The sequence below is a fragment of the Acinetobacter sp. A3 genome (assembly GCF_012371415.1).
Lineage (GTDB): Bacteria > Pseudomonadota > Gammaproteobacteria > Pseudomonadales > Moraxellaceae > Acinetobacter.
Map to the genome: position 1 here is coordinate 1 of NZ_JAAZQW010000028.1, position 19,463 is coordinate 19,463.

General features: G+C 41.3%; 17 protein-coding genes and 1 pseudogene. 11 read left to right on the forward strand and 7 right to left on the reverse strand.

Annotated features, from left to right (window positions below; all coding sequences use genetic code 11):
- Positions 1 to 72 (reverse strand): annotated as a pseudogene (locus tag HHA42_RS09585) (IS1595 family transposase); the annotation flags it as partial.
- A 46-nt stretch (positions 73 to 118) separates the two neighbouring features.
- On the opposite strand from HHA42_RS09585, the gene HHA42_RS09590 reads away from it, so the two are divergent.
- Positions 119 to 1,183 carry an MFS transporter gene (locus HHA42_RS09590; RefSeq protein ID WP_354667087.1) on the forward strand — a complete coding sequence of 355 codons (1,065 nt, stop codon included), beginning with the start codon at positions 119 to 121 and terminating at the stop codon, positions 1,181 to 1,183.
- Between the two features lie 85 nt (positions 1,184 to 1,268).
- On the opposite strand, the gene HHA42_RS09595 is transcribed toward HHA42_RS09590, so the two are convergent.
- The 3 genes from HHA42_RS09595 to HHA42_RS09605 form a co-directional block, all read right to left on the reverse strand.
- Positions 1,269 to 2,915 carry an AMP-binding protein gene (locus HHA42_RS09595; protein WP_168417455.1) on the reverse strand — a complete coding sequence of 549 codons (1,647 nt, stop codon included), beginning with the start codon at positions 2,913 to 2,915 and terminating at the stop codon, positions 1,269 to 1,271.
- A 294-nt stretch (positions 2,916 to 3,209) separates the two neighbouring features.
- Entirely contained in the window at positions 3,210 to 4,346 is a 1,137-nt protein-coding gene (locus tag HHA42_RS09600; protein ID WP_168417456.1) for an acyl-CoA dehydrogenase family protein, read from the reverse strand.
- A gap of 122 nt (positions 4,347 to 4,468) precedes the next feature.
- Positions 4,469 to 5,239 carry a 3-hydroxyacyl-CoA dehydrogenase gene (locus HHA42_RS09605; protein ID WP_168417457.1) on the reverse strand — a complete coding sequence of 257 codons (771 nt, stop codon included), beginning with the start codon at positions 5,237 to 5,239 and terminating at the stop codon, positions 4,469 to 4,471.
- 142 nt (positions 5,240 to 5,381) lie between these two features.
- Between HHA42_RS09605 and HHA42_RS09610 the strand changes: the two genes are divergently transcribed.
- The 3 genes from HHA42_RS09610 to HHA42_RS09620 all read left to right on the forward strand — a co-directional run bounded on the left by HHA42_RS09610 (position 5,382) and on the right by HHA42_RS09620 (position 8,202).
- Positions 5,382 to 6,407: an AraC family transcriptional regulator gene (locus HHA42_RS09610; RefSeq protein ID WP_194558998.1), complete on the forward strand. Its 1,026-nt coding sequence runs from the start codon at positions 5,382 to 5,384 to the stop codon at positions 6,405 to 6,407.
- A gap of 246 nt (positions 6,408 to 6,653) precedes the next feature.
- Positions 6,654 to 7,004: a hypothetical protein gene (locus tag HHA42_RS09615; protein WP_168417459.1), complete on the forward strand. Its 351-nt coding sequence runs from the start codon at positions 6,654 to 6,656 to the stop codon at positions 7,002 to 7,004.
- 286 nt (positions 7,005 to 7,290) lie between these two features.
- On the forward strand, positions 7,291 to 8,202 hold the full coding sequence (locus HHA42_RS09620) for a bestrophin family protein (protein WP_168526297.1): 912 nt from the start codon (positions 7,291 to 7,293) through the stop codon (positions 8,200 to 8,202).
- A 23-nt stretch (positions 8,203 to 8,225) separates the two neighbouring features.
- Here the strand turns inward: HHA42_RS09620 and prmC are convergent, their stop codons facing one another.
- Together prmC and prfA are read right to left on the reverse strand one after the other, a co-directional pair.
- On the reverse strand, positions 8,226 to 9,050 hold the full coding sequence (gene prmC, locus HHA42_RS09625; protein WP_168526299.1) for a peptide chain release factor N(5)-glutamine methyltransferase: 825 nt from the start codon (positions 9,048 to 9,050) through the stop codon (positions 8,226 to 8,228).
- The gene (prfA, locus tag HHA42_RS09630) at positions 9,050 to 10,138 is read right to left on the reverse strand and encodes a peptide chain release factor 1 (RefSeq protein WP_168526301.1); all 1,089 of its coding nucleotides are present in this window, start codon (positions 10,136 to 10,138) and stop codon (positions 9,050 to 9,052) included. Before prfA ends, prmC begins: the two co-directional genes overlap by 1 nt.
- A 378-nt stretch (positions 10,139 to 10,516) precedes the next feature.
- Between prfA and HHA42_RS09635 the strand changes: the two genes are divergently transcribed.
- The 4 genes from HHA42_RS09635 to HHA42_RS09650 all read left to right on the forward strand — a co-directional run bounded on the left by HHA42_RS09635 (position 10,517) and on the right by HHA42_RS09650 (position 13,734).
- The gene (locus HHA42_RS09635; RefSeq protein WP_168417463.1) at positions 10,517 to 10,942 is read left to right on the forward strand and encodes a glycine zipper domain-containing protein; all 426 of its coding nucleotides are present in this window, start codon (positions 10,517 to 10,519) and stop codon (positions 10,940 to 10,942) included.
- A 257-nt stretch (positions 10,943 to 11,199) separates the two neighbouring features.
- Positions 11,200 to 11,724 (forward strand): hypothetical protein, encoded by a 525-nt coding sequence (locus HHA42_RS09640; protein ID WP_168526303.1) that lies wholly within the window; start codon positions 11,200 to 11,202, stop codon positions 11,722 to 11,724.
- A 225-nt stretch (positions 11,725 to 11,949) separates the two neighbouring features.
- Complete coding sequence (locus HHA42_RS09645; RefSeq protein WP_168461911.1) at positions 11,950 to 12,954, forward strand: LLM class flavin-dependent oxidoreductase; 1,005 nt, start codon at positions 11,950 to 11,952, stop codon at positions 12,952 to 12,954.
- Between the two features lie 225 nt (positions 12,955 to 13,179).
- On the forward strand, positions 13,180 to 13,734 hold the full coding sequence (locus HHA42_RS09650; RefSeq protein WP_168461401.1) for a flavoprotein: 555 nt from the start codon (positions 13,180 to 13,182) through the stop codon (positions 13,732 to 13,734).
- A 114-nt stretch (positions 13,735 to 13,848) separates the two neighbouring features.
- On the opposite strand, the gene HHA42_RS09655 is transcribed toward HHA42_RS09650, so the two are convergent.
- Entirely contained in the window at positions 13,849 to 14,685 is an 837-nt protein-coding gene (locus HHA42_RS09655; RefSeq protein ID WP_168417467.1) for a pyruvate, water dikinase regulatory protein, read from the reverse strand.
- A 155-nt stretch (positions 14,686 to 14,840) separates the two neighbouring features.
- Between HHA42_RS09655 and ppsA the strand changes: the two genes are divergently transcribed.
- From ppsA to cyoA, 3 genes are all read left to right on the forward strand, one after another.
- A complete protein-coding gene (ppsA, locus tag HHA42_RS09660) occupies positions 14,841 to 17,219 on the forward strand; it encodes a phosphoenolpyruvate synthase (RefSeq protein ID WP_168417468.1) in 2,379 nt (792 codons plus the stop codon).
- A gap of 74 nt (positions 17,220 to 17,293) precedes the next feature.
- Positions 17,294 to 18,085 carry an RDD family protein gene (locus tag HHA42_RS09665; RefSeq protein ID WP_168417469.1) on the forward strand — a complete coding sequence of 264 codons (792 nt, stop codon included), beginning with the start codon at positions 17,294 to 17,296 and terminating at the stop codon, positions 18,083 to 18,085.
- Positions 18,086 to 18,389: 304 nt separating this feature from the next.
- Positions 18,390 to 19,463, forward strand: a complete 1,074-nt coding sequence (gene cyoA / locus HHA42_RS09670) for a ubiquinol oxidase subunit II (RefSeq protein WP_168417470.1) — start codon at positions 18,390 to 18,392, stop codon at positions 19,461 to 19,463.

Here is a 19,463-nt window from a genome sequence, read left to right on the forward strand (position 1 = left end):
AGGAATATCAATGCAAAAGCACTGAATAATTTTTTTAATCTTATAGTGACTTAATTTACTGTTTTCTATCATGATTCTAGACTAACATATCTATTCTGCTAGTCTAGAGCCAAAATTTATTGGCTGGGGCTTAATGGCATGGAGTGGTTTTACCGCACTCAATGCAGCAGCATGGAATTTTGTTTCGTTTTTCTTAGTCCGTATGGGTGTAGGTGTGGGAGAAGCAAGCTATGCTCCTGCCGCAAACTCGTTAATTGGTGATTTATTTCCTGCCGAAAAACGCGCACGCGCCATGGGTATTTTTATGCTCGGTCTGCCACTCGGTTTAATTTTAGCGTTTTTTACAGTTGGGGCAATTGCAGAAGCCTTTGACAGCTGGCGTGCACCCTTTATTGTGGCAGCCATTCCCGGTTTTATACTGGCGCTGTTCTTCTTTAAAATGAAAGAACCACCACGTGGTGCAAGCGAAGGTGAAAACTACACGGCAAAGACTGTTCAAAACCCGATTCGCACGCTTTTAAAAATTAAAACCCTACGTTGGATTATTCTGTCAGGCTTAAGCGTGAACTTTGCCGTGTATGCAGGTAACTCCTTCTTTGTACCACTGTTTCAACGCTATTTTGGCTTGAGTTTGACACAATCTGCTGTTATCACAGGCTGTATTGTTGGGATTACAGGTTTAATTGGTCTAACGCTAGGCGGTGTCATCGCAGATAAGATTCATCAACGCTTTGCCCGTGGCCGTTTGGTTTTTGGTGCGATTTGCTTGTTTATTTCTGCAATATTTATTGGTATCGCACTGTATTTGGGTAACGATTCTCTAACAGCTGTGGTTATTCTGCTCAGTTTGGGCTGGTTGGCTTCTTATAACTACTACACTACGGTTTACCCTGCCATTCAGGATGTAGTCGAGCCCAATTTACGTGCGACTGCAATGGCTGTGTATTTTGCCTGCATGTATATTTTAGGCGGTGCGTTTGGCCCAATCGTGGTTGGGGCATTGTCAGATCATTTTTCACAAGCAGCAATGCTAGCTTCAGGCAGTGCGGTAATGACAGAACACTTTAAAGCTGTTGGTCTACACAATGCGTTGTTTGTAATTCCTGTGGCATTATTCTTTATAGCAGTGTTTGTTTACCTAAGCTCACGCAGCTTTGTTCAAGATACACGACGCTTGCAATAACCATTTAAGTGCATATAACAACAAAACGCCAATCTAAATGATTGGCGTTTTTGATTTAAGAGCACTTTAAAACTATATACCCAATTTAACTTACTTTTTTCAAAGCCGTTTGTTTGGCAATTTCCTGTTGTTTCAGTAAATTACGCTGAATTTTCCCACTCGATGTTTTAGGCAAACCATTTACAAATTCTATTTCTTTAGGATAGGCATGTTTCGATAAACGTGAACGAACATATTGCTGTAACTTTTCCTGCAAGGCACTACTGGCTTGATATTGATTTTTTAGCACCACAAATGCTTTTACGATTTCTGTACGTTCTAGGTCTGGCTTACCAATCACTGCAGATTCAAGTACTTCTTCACATTCAAGTAAAGTACTTTCTACATCAAAAGGCCCTACCCGATAACCCGATGTTGTAATGACATCGTCTGCACGACCTATAAAATCAATGCCGCCAAATTCATTTAAACGCACAGTATCACCCGTGAGATAATACTGTCCGACAAATGATTTACGATCATGTCCTTCGTAGCCTTTAAACCACATTAACGGCGATTGCGATTCATCTAAGGCCAAAGTACCAATTTCACCGCATGCTACTTCCTGATGCTCAGCATTCAAGACTGCAAAACGATGCCCTGGAATAGCGTATCCTGCAGAACCAATTTTTTTATGATGTTCCAATGCGTGATGATTCGCGATTACCATGCCCAGTTCAGTTTGCCCATATTGGTCATAAATATTGACGTTTAATTCATGATTAAACCAATGAATCACTTCGGGTGTGAGTGGTTCACCTGCGCTGCTGACCACACGCAAATGATTTTTTATTTCTGCATCAAATTTTTCTTTAAAACCAAAGAACATTCTAAATGCCGTTGGTGAACCTGTTAAGTTGCTTACCCGATATTTACGGATAATCTCTAATGCATGATCGACACTAAATGGGCGCTCATCCATAATAATACTGTGCCCCAAACTTAGTGGCCCAGTAATGCCATAGTACAAACCATAGGCCCAACCTGGATCTGCCAAATTCCAGAATGAATCCTCTACACGTAAATCTACCGCAAACTGCATATACCCCTTAAAGGCCAAAATTGCTTTTAAAGGCACAGGCACCGACTTGGCTAAACCAGTCGTGCCCGAAGTAAACATCATTAAAAAGTCATCATCAAAACTACGATATACTGTTTCAAAATGGCTATTTTGTGCATTTAAGACTTGCCAAAAATCAGCATCAGTATTATTGGCTGTGGCATTCGCATCAACGGTTAAAATACCTACATCATTCAGTAAATCTAATTTAGGACGCTGTTCGCTGTTGGTTACAATTAACTGTGTTTTGGCTGTCAGAATCCGATGCTCAATGGCCTTAGACTCAAATGCGGTAAACAAGGGTTGATACACCGCACCAATGCGCCAAGTGGCTAAAATTGTAATGAGTAGCTCTGCAGTACGCGGCAGTAAACCCGCAATACAATCGCCTGCTTTTAGACCAATTTTGACAAAATAGTTGGCCAGTTTACCTGATGCTTCTGCGAGCTGATCAAATGTCCATGTTACAGATTCACCATGTTTGCCTTCCCAGATTAAAGCAGTGCGCTGAGCACCTATATAGCGCCCGCAACATTCTTCATAAGCATTTATAGCCGTAGGTGTACCCACCAATTCTGTTTGAATGAGCCGTTCTAGGTTAAAAGCCTGATATGCATCTTGCAAAGTTTTCATTATGTGAAGCTCCGTCTTGTACTGATTCATCTGCAATTCTTTTGCAGCAATGTATTTTGTTGTTTTAACCGTTTTAAAAAATTTAAATCTAGGGTGAATTAGGTCTGTATTAAAATTTATGGCATGTCGTGGCTACTGCATGCCAAATTCTTAAATACTAATCAACGGATTCCGTTGATTATCTTGCTTTAGCTAAACATGATTCAGGTGATAGCTCAATTTCCACTCACCTCAACCTGCATGCTAGATTTGAACATTCAATAAAATGAGATACAGCGAATATTTGTCAGTGCATTAGCGCTTGGTCACTTCACGTGCAATGACTAAACGCTGAATGTCTGATGCCCCTTCGTAAATTTGACTGACACGTACATCACGATAAATACGTTCAACTGGAAAATCAGAGACATAGCCATAGCCACCATGAATTTGAATCGCATCTGAACAGACACGCTCAGCCATGGTCGAAGCAAAGAGTTTAGCCATAGAGGCTTCTTTCAAGCATGGTAAACCTGCATCTTTCAGGCTTGCAGCATGTAAAATAAGTTGTCGTGCAGCTTCGATTTGAGTCGCCATATCGGCTAGACGAAATGCCACCGCTTGATGTTGCACAATTTCAACACCAAAGGCTTTACGTTCATTGGCATAATCCACTGCAGCCTCTAAAGCTGCACGCGCCATGCCAACCGATTGTGCTGCAATACCAATGCGGCCTGACTCCAAATTTGACAATGCAATCTTGTAACCTTCACCTTCTTGCCCTAGCAAGTTTTCGGCAGGAATACGGCAGTTATCCAAAACAATTGTGGCAGTATCTGAACAATGCTGCCCCATTTTGTCTTCTAAACGCGCCACAATATATCCAGGGGTATTCGTCGGCACTAAAAAGCAGGAAATACCTTTTTTACCTGCAGTTTTGTCTGTAACAGCGAAAACCAAAGCGACATCGGCATATTTACCTGTGGTAATAAATTGTTTGGTACCATTTAAAACCCAACTATCACCATCCTTTTCTGCTTTACATTCAATGGCGCTGGCATCTGAACCGACTTGCGGCTCGGTTAAACAAAAACAGCCCAACCATTCACCTGTAGCCAATTTGCTTAGATATTTCTGTTTTTGTGCTTCCGTGCCGTAGCGTTGAGTGATCCCACAAGGTAATGAGTTCTGTACACTAACAATCGTTGAAATCGCACCATCGCCTGCGGCAATTTCTTCCAAGGCTAAAACCAACGACACATAATCCAAACCTGCGCCGCCCCATTCTTCTGAAACAGTCATACCCAATGCACCCAACGCACCGAGTTCCTTTAATTCCTGTGCTGGAAATTCGGCAGTTTTATCACGTGCGGCTGCAGTAGGTTTCAGCTTTTCCTGGGCATAACTCCGCAGCATATCCTGAATCATTTTTTGTTCATGGCTTAAAATCATATTGGCTCTCTGTCTCTATTTATGTTGTTCAGTCAGGGAATGTACGCAACATCCTTGTTCTATATTGCGATGATTTTTCGGTTGCTTTGCTTGTGCTTACTTAGGCTATTTTATGATGCAGCTTATTTCGGCTGCATACGAATCGCACCATCTAAACGAATTACTTCGCCATTCAAATAGCCATTTTCAAAAATGTGACCGACTAACTGTGCAAACTCTTCCGGTTTTGCCAAACGTGGTGGAAATGGCACCATTTGCCCCAAAGCATCTTGCACATGCTGCGGAAAAGCTTTGAGCATTGGTGTTTCCATAATGCCTGGGGCAATAGTCATCACCCGAATGGCTTCACGTGCGAATTCACGTGCTAAAGGTAGCGTCATTCCTACAATTGCGCCCTTAGAAGCAGAATAAGCACTTTGGCCAATTTGCCCATCAAATGCAGCAACTGATGCTGTATTCACAATTACACCGCGCTCTTCTTCGTTTGCTTGCAAGTCATATTTCGCCATCAACTGTGCAGCGAAACGAATCATATTAAAACTGCCCGTGACATTGATATTCAAAACTTTCTGGAACATCGCCAAATCATGCAAACCATCACGCCCTAAAACTTTGGCAGAAGGTGCAATTCCCGCACAATTCACCAAGCCATTTAACTGACCATATTTTTGCTCAATATGGCTAAAAAGCTGCTGTACTTGGTTTTCATCGGTTACATCTACAGCCAAAAACTCAGACTGGCTACCCAATTGCTGTTGTAGCTGCTGCCCAAGCTCCTGATTCATATCGACCATAATCACGCGAGCACCCTGCGAGACCAAGTATTGTGCCGTAGCTGCACCCAGACCAGATGCACCACCCGTGACCACACAGACTTTTCCTTGAATTTTCATATTATTTTCCTTATAAATTTCTACAGTTCTACAACTTAAGATGCAGATTAATCACACTCTGGCTAGAGTACAATTTCCAAACCCTGCATCCTCCATGATGTCTTTGGACAGCCAACTTGTAAATGGATACCTTGACTGCCACATGAAAGCCGCTCCACTCACCTACAGTAAAGATACAATTTCAATTGCTTTGGTACACGAAGCTTTGGCTGCTGCACAACAACATACTGTAGACACCGCCGCCATATTAGAAACTGCGGGTATTCCACAGGAATTGCTGGACTCCAACAAAGCACGTGTTTCCATTCTACAATTTGGTCAATTATGGATTGCACTTGCAGATGCAATGAATGATGAGTTTTTTGGTATGGACAGCCATGCTTTACGTCGTGGCAGCTATCAGCTTTTATCTAAATGGGTGTATCAAGCCGATCACTTACAACTCGCTTTGCAAGATATGCTCGTTTTTTTAAATTTAGTACTGGACGATTTTGTCGGTGAGTTACGTATTGAAAATGATTACGCCATCTTGATCATTCATGATAAAGATCAAGTGAAACCGATGTTTAGTTATGCCACCTATTTAATGCTCATTCACAGCCTGATGTGTTGGCTGACTGGGCAACGTATTGCTATTTTAAACATGCAACTTAAATGCAATGCCCCTGTGGATGATACTGACTACCGCATCCGTTTTTGTGATCAAATTGAATACACCTGTACAGACAATAAAATTTATTTTGAAGCACAACATCTCGCACTAAAAATTAAGCAAGATGAAAAAAGCTGGAAACGTTTTTTAAAGCAAACGCCTTATAACCTTTTAGTACGTTATAAAAACCCGCATGCACTAAGTCATCAAATCCGTAAACAATTGGTCAAACTTCCTCCAAGCCAATGGCTTGAGTTAAGTGAACTTACACAACATTTCAATATGTCTGAAGCAACTTTTCAGCGGCGTTTAAAACAAGAAGGCACCAGTTATCAACAATTAAAAAATGAAGTCCGTCGTGATACTGCAATCGAACTACTCAGCAAAACTCAGCAATCCTTACAAGAAATTAGCGACCAGCTAAATTTTCACGATCCAAGTGCGTTTCATCGTGCTTTTAAAAAGTGGACAGGTTTAAACCCAGGTGCATATCGGCAATATACTGAAAACACATAAGCAAGCACTTTATTAAGTGACTTATCAAGTAATTATATTGCATTAAGCCTATTATTTAATTTTCAACTAAAGATACAAGCACTTATATTACAACACCCAATTGAACTGATCGTTCATCGGCACGGCATTGCCAAAGCCCAGTATTTAGTTTACTTTTCAATCAATTTAAAGCATAAATTTTATGCAATTTGGCTGTAATACTCCCCCTGTAATATTTAAATGTACCAACATCTCTGGAGGTCCCCCATGCTTAAGATGGTCGATGTACTTGAACAAAATGTAGTTCAAAATTTCACTCACTCTCTCAACCAAGCTTCTGACCAATTAGATGAATTACTGAATCAAAGTATTCTGAATACCTCAGAAGAGCAATTACGCACAGCAATTTCTGCATTCTTTAAACGTGAAGATGCAATGCAAGCTGCTGCTGCGTTAGATATTTGCCAAGAAGATTTACACGCTTTACAGGCAGGTTTAGCACTGAAAGAAGAACACTTAAGCGATACTGCAAAAATTGTCGCACTGTGTTTGGCTTTAGAAACTGATAGTTTGACCCAAGTCGAAGTGTCGGATTGCTTACAAGACTATCCTATGTAAATGTGGCAAAGACTTAAGCTTAAAGTGTTAACTAAAATTTAAGTTTACACATTGCATCAGTAAATCCGAAAGTGATATCTGAAATCAGGCATCACTTTTTTTGTTTTCGTCGTTGACTGACTGCCTAACTACACTGCACTTTTACAATCTATAAAGCAGCAGTGCATGAGTAGATATTCTCATAGCTTTGATTCACAGGAAAAACCATCACTGCAATACCTAAAGCGACTTGCCAAGCGCTATTTGTCTATGGAACACTAGCAACAGTTTACAGGATTGCTTTAAGATGATTATTCGCAATAAAAACAATAGTTTTACTCTACTTTTTGCATGGTACGGTACGATTTTACCCACCGTCTTACCTGCGCTTGCAATTGTGGTATTTCTTTCTACGGTCTTGGTCTATTTATCTTCGCAGCACTTTTTTCAAGCACCGAGCGTCCCCGCAATTGGCTTTACCATTTTCGGGATTATCTTGTCTATTTTCTTAAGTTTTAGAAATACAGCCTGTTATGAACGCTGGTGGGAAGGACGCAAACTCTGGGGAACTTTAATTGCCACGTCACGGCATATTTCTCGTGACTCGCATGTGCTTTCTGAGCCTCATCGACAAGTCTTGATGTATCGGGTAATGCTCTTTAGCAATTTATTGCGTGACCGTTTACGTAATCAAAACCAACCGATTGAATTTTATGAAAACAAAGTGAAGTTGACCACAAACGATTATCAGGCGTTATTTCAACATATCAATGCTTCACAATATATTTTAGAAAGTATTCAAAAAGATTTAGTAATTGCCCTAAAAACTGGCGAAATATCAGACATTATTTACCAAGGGCTGAATCAGCACATTGTAGAATTGGGCAATGTACAGGCAGGCTGTGATCGTATTTTAAGTACGCCTTTGCCTTTTTCTTATTCGGTCTTGTTACACCGTACTGTGTACTGCTTCTGCTTTATTTTACCGTTTAGCCTAGAAGCCAGTTTAGGTATTTGGACACCTATTTTAGTCGGGTTAATTGCTTATCTGTTTTTAGGTCTGGATGCTTTAAGTGAGCAACTTGAAGAACCCTTTGGGCTACAAGACAATGATTTGCCATTGAATTCTATGGTACGTTTGATTGAGCGTGAAATGCTGAGTTCACTTGGCGAAAAACTGCCACCTGCGATTCAGCCACACCTTGGTAAGTTAAGTTAAATTAAGCGTAGAGACTCAAAGCATTACATCAAACACGCCAAAGTCACTCGATCATTGCCAGCATAATCTTTGACTGTGCGTATTTCAGAAAAACCGTGCTCTGCAAAAATTCCCTGCACTGCTAAAGCTTGGTCATAGCCGTGCTCAAGGGCAATCCAGCCGTGCTGTTTTAACCAATATTTGCCCTGCGAGATAATCTGCACAATATCTGCCATGCCATGATCTGCCGCGACCAAAGCCCGTTCAGGTTCTGCTGCTAATGCAGGCATGTGCTCATCATGAGCATCTATATACGGTGGATTGGACACAATTAAATCAAACCTTGGTTCAGCTTCTAAGCCCAGTGCGTCAAACCATGCACCACATGCAAATTGCACCTCATTCAAACCATGCTTTATAGCATTTTCTTTCGCAACTGCAAGCGTTGGCGGGTAAATATCTGTTGCGGTGATTTGCCAATTTGGACGCTCAGAAGCTAAAGCCAACGCAATAGCGCCTGTGCCCGTACCTAAATCCACCACCATAGCATTACTTTGTAATGACAAAGAGAGTACGGTTTCAACCAAAACCTCGGTATCAGGACGTGGCACCAAAGTATCAGGCGTAACTTTTAAATCTAAAGTCCAAAATGGCTGAGAACCCGTGATATAAGCCAAAGGTTCGCCTGCAGCAATACGCGCTAAGGCCTGCGTATAGGCCTGCTCTTCTGCTGATGTTAATTCCTGACTTGCACGATACTTTAATTCAAGTGCACTCAGCCCTAAAAAATGCTCAAGCAACCAGATATTTTCCTGACGCTCGTAGCTATCGGCTTCACCACGTAGTGCCAAGGCTTGTGCAATATTCATTAGCCACCGTTTTGCTGGGCAAGCATAGCCAACTGATCTGCCTGATATTCACGATGCAGACTGTCTAGCAACTCGGTTAAATCACCTTCCATAACCGCATCTAACTTATATAAAGTCAGGTTAATGCGGTGGTCTGTCATACGCCCTTGCGGATAGTTATAGGTACGGATACGTTCAGAACGATCTCCCGAACCGACCAAGTCACGACGCATTTCTGAGGTTGCCGCATCTGCCGCAGCACGTTTGGCATTTTCCAAACGAGATGCCAACAATGCCATGGCCTTGGCCTTATTCTTATGTTGCGAACGCTCTTCCTGACATTCCACCACCGTTCCTGTTGGAATGTGGGTAATACGTACCGCAGAATCAGTTTTGTTAACGTGCTGACCACCCGCGCCTGAAGCACGGTATGTATCAATACGCAAATCTGCAGGGTTAATGTCTACCGTGGTATCAACATCTACCTCTGGCAGAATTGCCACGGTACATGCAGACGTATGCACACGCCCTTGTGATTCTGTTGCAGGCACACGTTGTACACGGTGTGCACCACTTTCAAACTTCAAACGACCATAAACACCATCGCCATTGACCAAGCAAATGACTTCTTTATAGCCACCGTGTTCGCCTTCATTTTCAGAAAGAATTTCAATCCGCCAGCCTTGGCTTTCTGCATATTTGCTATACATGCGGAATAAATCACCTGAGAAAATTGCAGCTTCATCACCACCCGTTCCTGCACGAATCTCTAAATAAGCAGAGTTAGCATCGTTCGGGTCTTTCGGAATCATTAAAATATTTAAATCTGACTCAAGTTGCTGAATCAGTGCTTTATTCTCTTTAATTTCTTCTTGCGCCATTTCCTTAAAGTCAGGATCACTCAACATGGCTTCAGCAGTTTCTATATCGGCTTCTGCTTGTTTGTATTGTGTCCATACGGCGGTAATTTCATCTAAATCACTGTGCTCGCGTGACAGTTGACGAAAACGCTTATTATCGGAAATCACTTCAACATCGGCCAATAATGCCGTGAGCTCTTCGTGTCGGTCTGAGAGCTGGTCTAATCGTAAACGTAACGATTCTTTCATTGTTTAAAAAATCTCAATACAAAGGCTGTCGCATACATCACGCAGCACAGCGAAATAAAAAATTGCGCATAGTTTACCGATTCTAAGCACTAAATGACATCATTATTGCAGCACAGTGGCACGGTATTAAAGCTCACCTAAGTTATCGAGCACATTGTAAACAAGACGACCTAGAATCATCATTGCAGTAAAACTGTTGAATCTTCATACAAGTATTGCGCATTTTTTTAGCAATTTTAATCAAACTTATACAAAGGCCACACCAAAGCACACCAATCTCGTGCGCACTCTCCACATTTTGACAGAGACTCTTTGATAGATTTAGCCCATCAAAATTGATCATAAAATAAGTCCTGAAAATGGACATGGAGTGCAATCATGAAACTTAATGCAATGTTATTTAGTGCAGCTTTAGCCGCAGGTTCAATGCTTAGTGCTAATGTTTACGCAGACAATACCACACGTGTAGCTGCTGCAAGTGCTTTAGGCAGCGTGGCAGGTACAGCTATTGGTAAAAATATGGGCGGCACAACAGGTGCAACTATTGGTGCTGCACTCGGTGGTGCAGGTGGTGCTGCGGTTGCGAGCAATAAACGTCATCGTACCGAATCTGCTATTGGTGGTGCTTTAGGTGGTGGCGCTGGTTATACCGTAGGTAAAAATATGGGTGGAACCAATGGTGGATATATTGGTTCGGCACTCGGTGCTGCCGGTGGTGCAGCTTTGGGAAATAAAATCTCAAAAGATAAAGAATACGACCGCTACCAAGAACGTAAATGGAAGAAAAAACGTAACCGACGTTAATTTATACGTCTGAATCAGTCTTAATGATTCACCTAAAAGCATCGACATTAGCTCGGTGCTTTTTTGATCCTGTTTAGAAATATCATAAATACCAAAAAGCGATGAAATATGTAGAAATAATGTGGGGTAATTACAGTGTATTTACCAAACTTTACAACATGTTCTATCTGGCCTTCACGATTCTTTCTACAAGCTTTTATACATTAATTACATATATAAATACCCAAGCGCATAAGTTATTGATACGGAGCATCCTCATGAAACTGAATTATTTTTTATTAAGTGGTGTCATCGCGAGTTCTGCCTTAATCATGGGAACTGCACATGCAAATGACACACGTGTTGCTGCAAGTTCTGCGCTTGGTGGTGCAGTCGGTGCAGCCATTGGTCAGCACATGGGTGGACAAACAGGTGCCATGATTGGCTCTGCAATTGGTGGCGCAGGTGGTGCGGCGGCTTCTGCCAGTAAACGTGACCGTAACGGTGCCATGATTGGTGCAGCGTTAGGTGGTGCGGGTGGTTATAGTGTCGGTCGCAACATGGCAGGCAATACGGGTGGCTATGTTGGCGCTGCACTCGGTTCTGCAGGTGGTGCTGTACTGGGTAAAAAAGTGAGCGAAGACCGTCGAGATGATCGCTATGACAACAAACACTATGATGACCGTTACGACCGACGCTATGACAGCCGTGGCTATCGTTATAATAATGTGCGTTACAATAACCGTTACAGTAAAGACAATGGCTTGCATTTAGGTCATTACAAAAATGGAAAACGTCGTTAATTGTTAATTCATATCCGCCACGCTCTCTACAATCTCTTTAATATTGCAAAAGCACCTTCGGGTGCTTTTTCTTATACAGACAATAATCTCACTATATTAAATCACTGCTTAAACACACATCCGCTAAATCTAGCGCACTGAACACCCTTATATCGAAAATTATCGATATACAATCCACTCAATGCATCGTATGATAAAACTCTCTTTATCAAGCTGGAATAAATGATGCGTTCCCTGCAAGACACAAAATTTGCCATTCTTGAACTTGCACCTGTCCGTGATGATCAATCAGTTCAATTTTCACTGCATCATGCACTCGAATTGGCACAACATGCAGAACAACTTGGTTATGACCGTTTATGGTTGGCTGAACATCATAATATGGATGGCATTGCCAGCTCTGCAACCGCAGTACTTTTAGGCTATTTATTAGCAAATACCAGACATCTGAAACTGGGTTCAGGCGGTATTATGTTACCTAACCATGCGCCTTTAGTTGTGGCAGAACAGTTCGGTACTTTAGCAACTTTATATCCAAATCGTATTGAATTAGGTTTGGGACGTGCACCAGGTACAGATCAAGTTACTATGCGTGCCCTGCGTCGTGGCCGTCAGGAAACTGAAGACCAGTTCCCACAAGATGTGCTCGAAATTCTTCATTATTTTAAAGATGCTGAACCACAACAACGTATTGTGGCCACCCCTGGTCAAGGCACGCACGTTCCTGTCTGGTTACTTGGTTCAAGCTTATTTAGCGCACAACTGGCTGCAAAATTAGGATTGCCCTATTCATTTGCCTCACACTTTGCCCCACGCATGCTTGGTCAAGCAATTCAGTTATACCGTGACAACTTTGAACCCTCAGAATATTTAGACCGCCCGTATGTGTCTATGGGTGTACCAACTGTAGTTGCAGACAGCGATGCAGAAGCACAATATCTCGCCACAAGTTCCTATCAACGGGTATTGGGCTTAATTCGTGGGCAGAGTTTGAAACTCAAAGCTCCTATAAACAGCATGGATGGTTTGTGGTCACCTGCTGAAAAAATGTCAGTCGATAGTTTTTATGGCATGGCGCAAATTGGCTCTGTAGCAACAGTAAAAGCTGGACTGGAAAACTTATTGGCAAAGTATGATGTAGATGAGTTCATTTTCACTTGTGACATTTATGATACGCAAAAACGCCTACGCAACTTCGATTTGCTCATGCAAATAAAAAATGGAATTTAAGTAACTGAACGCTTAACAACACTCAAAAGGTCTTGCAGTGACTTTGTGTAAACACGGTTATTGCGAGGCCTTTTTAACTTTAGATACTCAAATTTGCATTTTTTGAACTTTCAATCTGCAGAAATGACTGGTTCGCCTGCACAAAAGACTTTACCAAACAGTACTGCCCTCACAAAATAGAGTAAATGTTCTAATTTATAAAATGAATAAAATAAGGGATTCAGCATGGTCAGTCCTAAACATGACATACATAGACACGCCTTCCAAAACTGCCTGATAGATTTTCAAGAGTTTCAAGGTAAGTGTATTCCTGCTACCGAAGTCAAACCGTCTGATTTTGATGGTTTACATGTGGCTGTAATTGGTGCCAATCAAGACAGCGTGGCACAGCTTGATAAAATTTGTCAACAAGCGGCTTCGGTCAAGGTGTTCCAGATTGCCCCGCATTTTGTTTTGCCTGCCACAGAACGTGGCATACATCGCCTGATTAGCCATCCATTGGTATTTAAAAATCGGCGTTTGTTTAACAACCGCGTTAAAAATATTTTGGCTTTACGTTTTTTAGATGCGCAGGTAAAAGACACTTGGCTCAAACGTCAGCTCACCCCAAACATTGCCGATACACATCAACATTATTTTAAATCTGATCACTATTATGCGGCTTTGCAGCGTGAAAATTGCACTCTGATTACTTGGCCTATTGTAAAAGTCTGTGCGCATAGTGTGCATAGCATCGACGGTCAAAGCCACCCTGTGGATACCATTATCACTACATTTTAAGTCACATCAAAAGCATTATCATTTAAATAAATAATAGCTTAATTTTTATTCTATTTATATCCAATAAAAAAGGGTCAGAATAATATTTTGACCCTTTTAATGATATTAATTTGATTATCCAATTCGACGTTTCAAACCTGTCATTTGTAATACACGAGTTGAAATTTCTTCAATCGACATTTCAGATACATTTAAATACTTAATACCTTCTGAAATATAAATACCTTCAATAGCACGTAATTCCATTTGGCATTGGTTAAAGCTCGCATAACGACTGTTAGCCTTGCGTTCAGTACGGATTGCAACCAGACGTTCTGCATCAATCATTAAGCCAAACAACTTGTGTTTATGTGGTTTTAAGACTGCTGGCAAGCGGTTGTCATCTAGGTCTTCTTCGGTTAATGGATAGTTCGCAACACGAATACCAAACTGCAAAGATAAGTAGATAGATGTCGGTGTTTTACCTGAGCGTGACACCCCAATTAGAATCAGATCGGCCTTGTCGTAATGGCGTGTACGTGCGCCATCATCATTGTCTAAGGCAAAATGCACCGCATCAATACGTGCCTTATATGATTCAGAATCTGTCACTGCGTGAGTTTGTCCAACCAAGGTGGTTGGTGGTGTACCCAATTCCTCTGAAAGCTTGCTAATTAAGCCTTCGAACACATCTAGGTTAATCGCTTTTGCAGTGTTAATAATGTCACGCACATATTGATCTACTAGCGTGTCAAAAACCAAAGGCAGTTGACCATCTTGCTGTGCACGCGCATTAATCTCAGTCACCACATTCATTGCCGCTTCTTCAGACGTAATATAAGGATGAATGTGAATATCAAAGTCTACATTTGGAAATTGCGCTAAGAGTGAATGTCCAAGGGTTTCAGCTGTAATTGCAGTTCCATCGGAAATAAAAAAAACACTCCGCTTAATTTGTTTACCATCTGACATTAAAATTCTCCTTAAACATTTGTCTTAGTGCTATATAATCTTTATAGTAAACCGATCTTACATGACTGTCGCTTAGTAAAATCATATTGCTAAGTAGATTTATTATAATTTCATGACAAGATAGTGATTAATACTGCAAAAGTGGAGTAATAACTTTGGAAGCGCGCGTAATTGGTCTGGAAAAATTAGGGAAGCACGATGTTGAGCTTGTGGGTGGGAAAAACTCATCTCTAGGCGAAATGATCAGCCACTTATCAAACGCTGGTGTATCTGTACCAGGTGGCTTTGCAACAACAGCTGCTGCTTATCGTGAATTTCTCGAGCAAAGTGGCCTAAACGCTAAAATTCAAGCAGAGCTAAAAACGCTCAATGTAGATGACGTGAATGCGCTTGCTGAAACTGGTGCAAAAATTCGTCAATGGATTGTCGACACTCCGCTTACCGCAGCCCTAGAACAAGAAATTCGCGTTGCTTTTGACGCACTCTCTAACGGCAACCCTAATATCGCGGTTGCCGTTCGTTCATCTGCAACTGCAGAAGATTTACCAGACGCATCTTTTGCAGGTCAGCAAGAAACATTCCTCAACATCCGTGGCATCGACAACGTGTTAATTGCCATTAAAGAAGTTTTTGCCTCTTTGTACAACGACCGCGCGATTTCTTACCGTGTACATCAAAACTTCGATCATGATGTTGTTGCATTGTCTGCTGGCGTACAACGTATGGTCCGTTCAGAAACTGGTGCTGCTGGTGTAATGTTCACCCTAGACACAGAATCTGGTTTCCGTGATGCAGTATTTATTACCGCTTCTTATGGCTTGGGTGAAATGGTCGTTCAGGGTGCAGTTAACCCAGATGAGTTCTACATTTCTAAACCACTATTAAAAGCGGGTAGACATGCGGTTTTACGTCGTAACCTTGGCTCTAAACACCAAAAAATGGTGTATGGCGAAGAAGGTGCTGCAGGTAAATCTGTTGTAGTGGTAGATGTAGAAAAACAAGATCGTCAACAGTTCTCTTTAAACGATCACGAACTTCAAGAACTAGCAAAACAAGCTTTAATTATTGAAGAACACTATCAAGCACCTATGGACATTGAATGGGCGAAAGATGGTGACGACGGTCAAATTTACATTGTTCAAGCACGTCCTGAAACAGTAAAAAGCCGTGAAAATGTTGGCACAATGGAACGCTATCTGCTTAAACAAAAAGGTACTGTAATTTGTGAAGGCCGTTCAATTGGTCAGCGTATCGGTTCTGGTAAAGTTCGTGTGGTAACGTCTATTAAAGAAATGGACAAAGTACAAGAAGGCGACGTTTTAGTTTCTGACATGACTGACCCAGACTGGGAACCAGTAATGAAACGTGCTGCTGCCATTGTTACTAACCGTGGTGGTCGTACCTGTCACGCTGCAATTATTGCACGTGAATTAGGCGTACCTGCAATTGTGGGTTGTGGTAATGCAACTGAAGTATTAGCAGATGGTCAAGAAGTCACTGTCTCTTGTGCCGAAGGCGATACAGGCTTCATTTATGAAGGTGCTTTAGATTTTGAAGTTCAAAAGAACTCTATCGAATCTATGCCAAAACTTCCGTTCAAAATTATGATGAACGTGGGTAACCCAGACCGCGCATTTGACTTTGCTCAAATTCCAAACGAAGGGATTGGCCTTGCACGTTTAGAATTCATCATCAACCGTATGATTGGTGTGCACCCGAAAGCATTACTGAACATTGACAGCTTACCACGTGAAACACGTGCAGCTGTAATGGCACGTACTGCGGGCTATTCTTCACCAATCGAATTCTATGTAGAAAAATTGGTTGAAGGTATTTCTACCCTTGCTGCTGCTTTCGCTGAAAAACCAGTGATTGTACGTATGTCTGACTTCAAATCGAATGAATATGCCAACCTTATTGGTGGTAAGTTATACGAACCTGAAGAAGAAAACCCAATGTTGGGCTTCCGTGGTGCAAGCCGCTATGTGTCTGACAACTTCCGTGATTGCTTTGAGCTTGAATGCCGTGCCTTGAAAAAAGTACGTGATGAAATGGGCTTAACTAACGTGCAAATTATGATTCCATTTGTGCGTACAGTTGCTGAAGCAAAACGTGTGATTGAGTTACTTGCACAAAATGGCTTAAAACGTGGCGAAAACGGTCTAAAAGTGATCATGATGTGTGAATTACCAACCAACGCATTGTTGGCTGAACAATTCCTTGAGCACTTCGATGGTTTCTCTATCGGTTCTAATGACTTGACTCAGTTAACCCTTGGTTTAGACCGTGACTCAGGTATTGTTTCTCACTTGTTTGACGAACGTGATCCTGCGGTTAAAGCATTGCTTTCTATGGCAATTCATGCCTGCCGTAAAGCTGGTAAATACGTAGGTATCTGTGGTCAAGGCCCTTCAGATCACCCTGACCTTGCGCAATGGCTCATGGAACAAGGTATCGAATCTGTATCTTTAAACCCAGACTCAGTTTTAGACACTTGGTTCTTCCTTTCTGAAGAAAAAGCTCAACAAGCTTAATAAAACGTGTTAAAAGAAAACCCATGCACCTGCGTGGGTTTTTTTTCAAATTATTATTTTGAGATTTTATATTTATGCAAATTTACTTGGCACGAAATAATCAACAAGCTGGGCCATACACCTTAGAGCAGCTCAACCAAATGCTCGCCAGCCAACAAGTGTTGCTGACAGATTTGGCTTGGCACCAAGGCATGAGCGAGTGGAAAGCTTTAGGTGAACTCACCCAAGGGAAACTTGTATATGAACCACAAGGCTATGTAGCACCGACTTCTGAAGCATCTCCTTTTCAGCAGCCTGAACAGAACTATAGTGCAACTGCAGCACAATATAGCCAATCACAAAATACAAAAACCAAAACAACGCAAACTGAGTTAGCCAGTATCAACAGTCGTGCGCTAGCAAAAATTATTGATATGCTGCTTTGGCTACCAGCAGCAGCTATTCCCTCTTTTTTCTTAAATGCAGATCAATTTGAACAATTGTCTGGCTTACAACAAAAGATGCAAGCGGCAACCACTTCAGATCAAGCCATTCAATTACAAACTGAGTTATTTCAGCTGATTCCTATGCAAGCATGGCAAGCCATTGCAATTTATTTACTCATTATGCTGGGCTTGCAAGCATTCTTACTGGCTAAAAATGGTCAAAGTATTGGTAAGCGTTTAACCAAAATTAAAATTGTAGATGCAGAAAGCAATGAAAAAGTGAGCCTAATGCGAGTCTTTACGATTCGCTCTATCATTTTCATTATTTTGAATATGATGTTTATGCCATTCATCACTATTTTAGATTATGCCTTTGCATTTGGAGCAAAACGCCAAGCTCTACACGATAAATTAGCAAAAACCAAAGTCGTAAAGCAATAATTTTGATTTTTTGGCATACAGGGATGATTTATCATCCCTTTTTATTTACTTCTTTGATAAATAATAATAAATTTTCAATAGTACAAATAATTCCGAGTATCAAAATCGGTTTTTATTACAGGCATTTAAAGCGGCTTTATATATAGCTTAGTTTGTCGATATCAGGCATAATGCCCTACAACGTAGCGGTGTCCGATGATTAAGAAGAGTTTTTCGTGTCTAACGAGGTCTTTTTAATCATGCGACACTTTAATCGCTATCCCATATTAAATTAGGGAATGGGACTCTTCACCGAGGTTGTAAAATGAGACAAACGATTTTAGCTGTATTGTCTTTATCTACGATGGCTGCACTTTTAACAGGGTGTGGTGGTGATTTAGTACTTCTGAACTCAAAAGGTCCAGTTGCTTCAGGTCAAAGTAACCTGATGATGACTGCGATTTACCTAATGCTATTGGTGGTTATTCCATCTGCAATTATGGCATTGTGGTTCGGTTGGAAATATCGTGCATCGAATAAAGACGCAGACTATCAACCAACATGGTCACACTCAACTGCAATTGAAATTGTAGTTTGGGGTATACCTGTTATTATTATTTGTATTTTAGCTTGGTTAACTTGGTGGGGTTCCCACAAGTACGACCCTTACCGTCCGCTAGAATCCGACAAAGCTCCTTTAACTGTTCAAGTTATTGCTGAACAATTTAAATGGATCTTTATCTACCCAGAACAGAACATTGCGACTGTTAACGAATTACGCTTCCCAGAGCAAACGCCTGTAAGCTTACGTTTAACATCTAACTTCACAATGAACTCGTTCTTTATCCCTGCATTATCTGGTCAGATTTATGCAATGGCGGGTATGCAAACTCACTTGAACGTTTTAGCAGATAACACGGGCGAATTCCGTGGTTTCTCATCTAACTATTCAGGTTATGGTTTCTCGCAAATGCGCTTTAAAGCTCACTCTGTAACTCAAGCTGATTTTGAGCAATGGGTAACAGCTGTTAAAGCAGGTCAAGGTACGACGATTAATCCTCAAGCTGTTCAAAAAACAGTTTTAGATCAAGCTGAATTTGCTTCTTTACGTGACGGTAACCGTTCGCAGAAACAAATTGATGCAATGGTTCGTAATGCCAAAACTGAATTAGAGAAAGAACTTGCTGCAACGGCTTTAAAAGAAGGTCCATATAAGACTCAGCCACATCCTGTGACTTATTACTCTTCTGTTGAGCAAGGCTTGTTTGAATCAGTGATCAATAACTATATGAGTAACTACCATGGTGCTGACCATTCAGCTCCTGTAGTGGCTGGTGAAGCGCCTGCTTCTGAAACTCATGTAGCAGTTGAACATGCGACTGCTTCTCAAGGGGAATAA

Coding starts and splice junctions, on each gene's coding strand:
- HHA42_RS09620 (WP_168526297.1), top strand. CDS start 7,291: ATGATTATTCGCAATAAAAACAATAGTTTTACTCTACTTTTTGCATGG.
- HHA42_RS09635 (WP_168417463.1), top strand. CDS start 10,517: ATGAAACTTAATGCAATGTTATTTAGTGCAGCTTTAGCCGCAGGTTCA.
- HHA42_RS09600 (WP_168417456.1), bottom strand. CDS start 4,346: ATGATTTTAAGCCATGAACAAAAAATGATTCAGGATATGCTGCGGAGT.
- HHA42_RS09640 (WP_168526303.1), top strand. CDS start 11,200: ATGAAACTGAATTATTTTTTATTAAGTGGTGTCATCGCGAGTTCTGCC.
- HHA42_RS09655 (WP_168417467.1), bottom strand. CDS start 14,685: ATGTCAGATGGTAAACAAATTAAGCGGAGTGTTTTTTTTATTTCCGAT.
- HHA42_RS09650 (WP_168461401.1), top strand. CDS start 13,180: ATGGTCAGTCCTAAACATGACATACATAGACACGCCTTCCAAAACTGC.
- prfA (WP_168526301.1), bottom strand. CDS start 10,138: ATGAAAGAATCGTTACGTTTACGATTAGACCAGCTCTCAGACCGACAC.
- HHA42_RS09645 (WP_168461911.1), top strand. CDS start 11,950: ATGCGTTCCCTGCAAGACACAAAATTTGCCATTCTTGAACTTGCACCT.
- HHA42_RS09615 (WP_168417459.1), top strand. CDS start 6,654: ATGCTTAAGATGGTCGATGTACTTGAACAAAATGTAGTTCAAAATTTC.
- prmC (WP_168526299.1), bottom strand. CDS start 9,050: ATGAATATTGCACAAGCCTTGGCACTACGTGGTGAAGCCGATAGCTAC.
- HHA42_RS09665 (WP_168417469.1), top strand. CDS start 17,294: ATGCAAATTTACTTGGCACGAAATAATCAACAAGCTGGGCCATACACC.
- HHA42_RS09605 (WP_168417457.1), bottom strand. CDS start 5,239: ATGAAAATTCAAGGAAAAGTCTGTGTGGTCACGGGTGGTGCATCTGGT.
- HHA42_RS09595 (WP_168417455.1), bottom strand. CDS start 2,915: ATGAAAACTTTGCAAGATGCATATCAGGCTTTTAACCTAGAACGGCTC.
- HHA42_RS09610 (WP_194558998.1), top strand. CDS start 5,382: ATGAAAGCCGCTCCACTCACCTACAGTAAAGATACAATTTCAATTGCT.
- cyoA (WP_168417470.1), top strand. CDS start 18,390: ATGAGACAAACGATTTTAGCTGTATTGTCTTTATCTACGATGGCTGCA.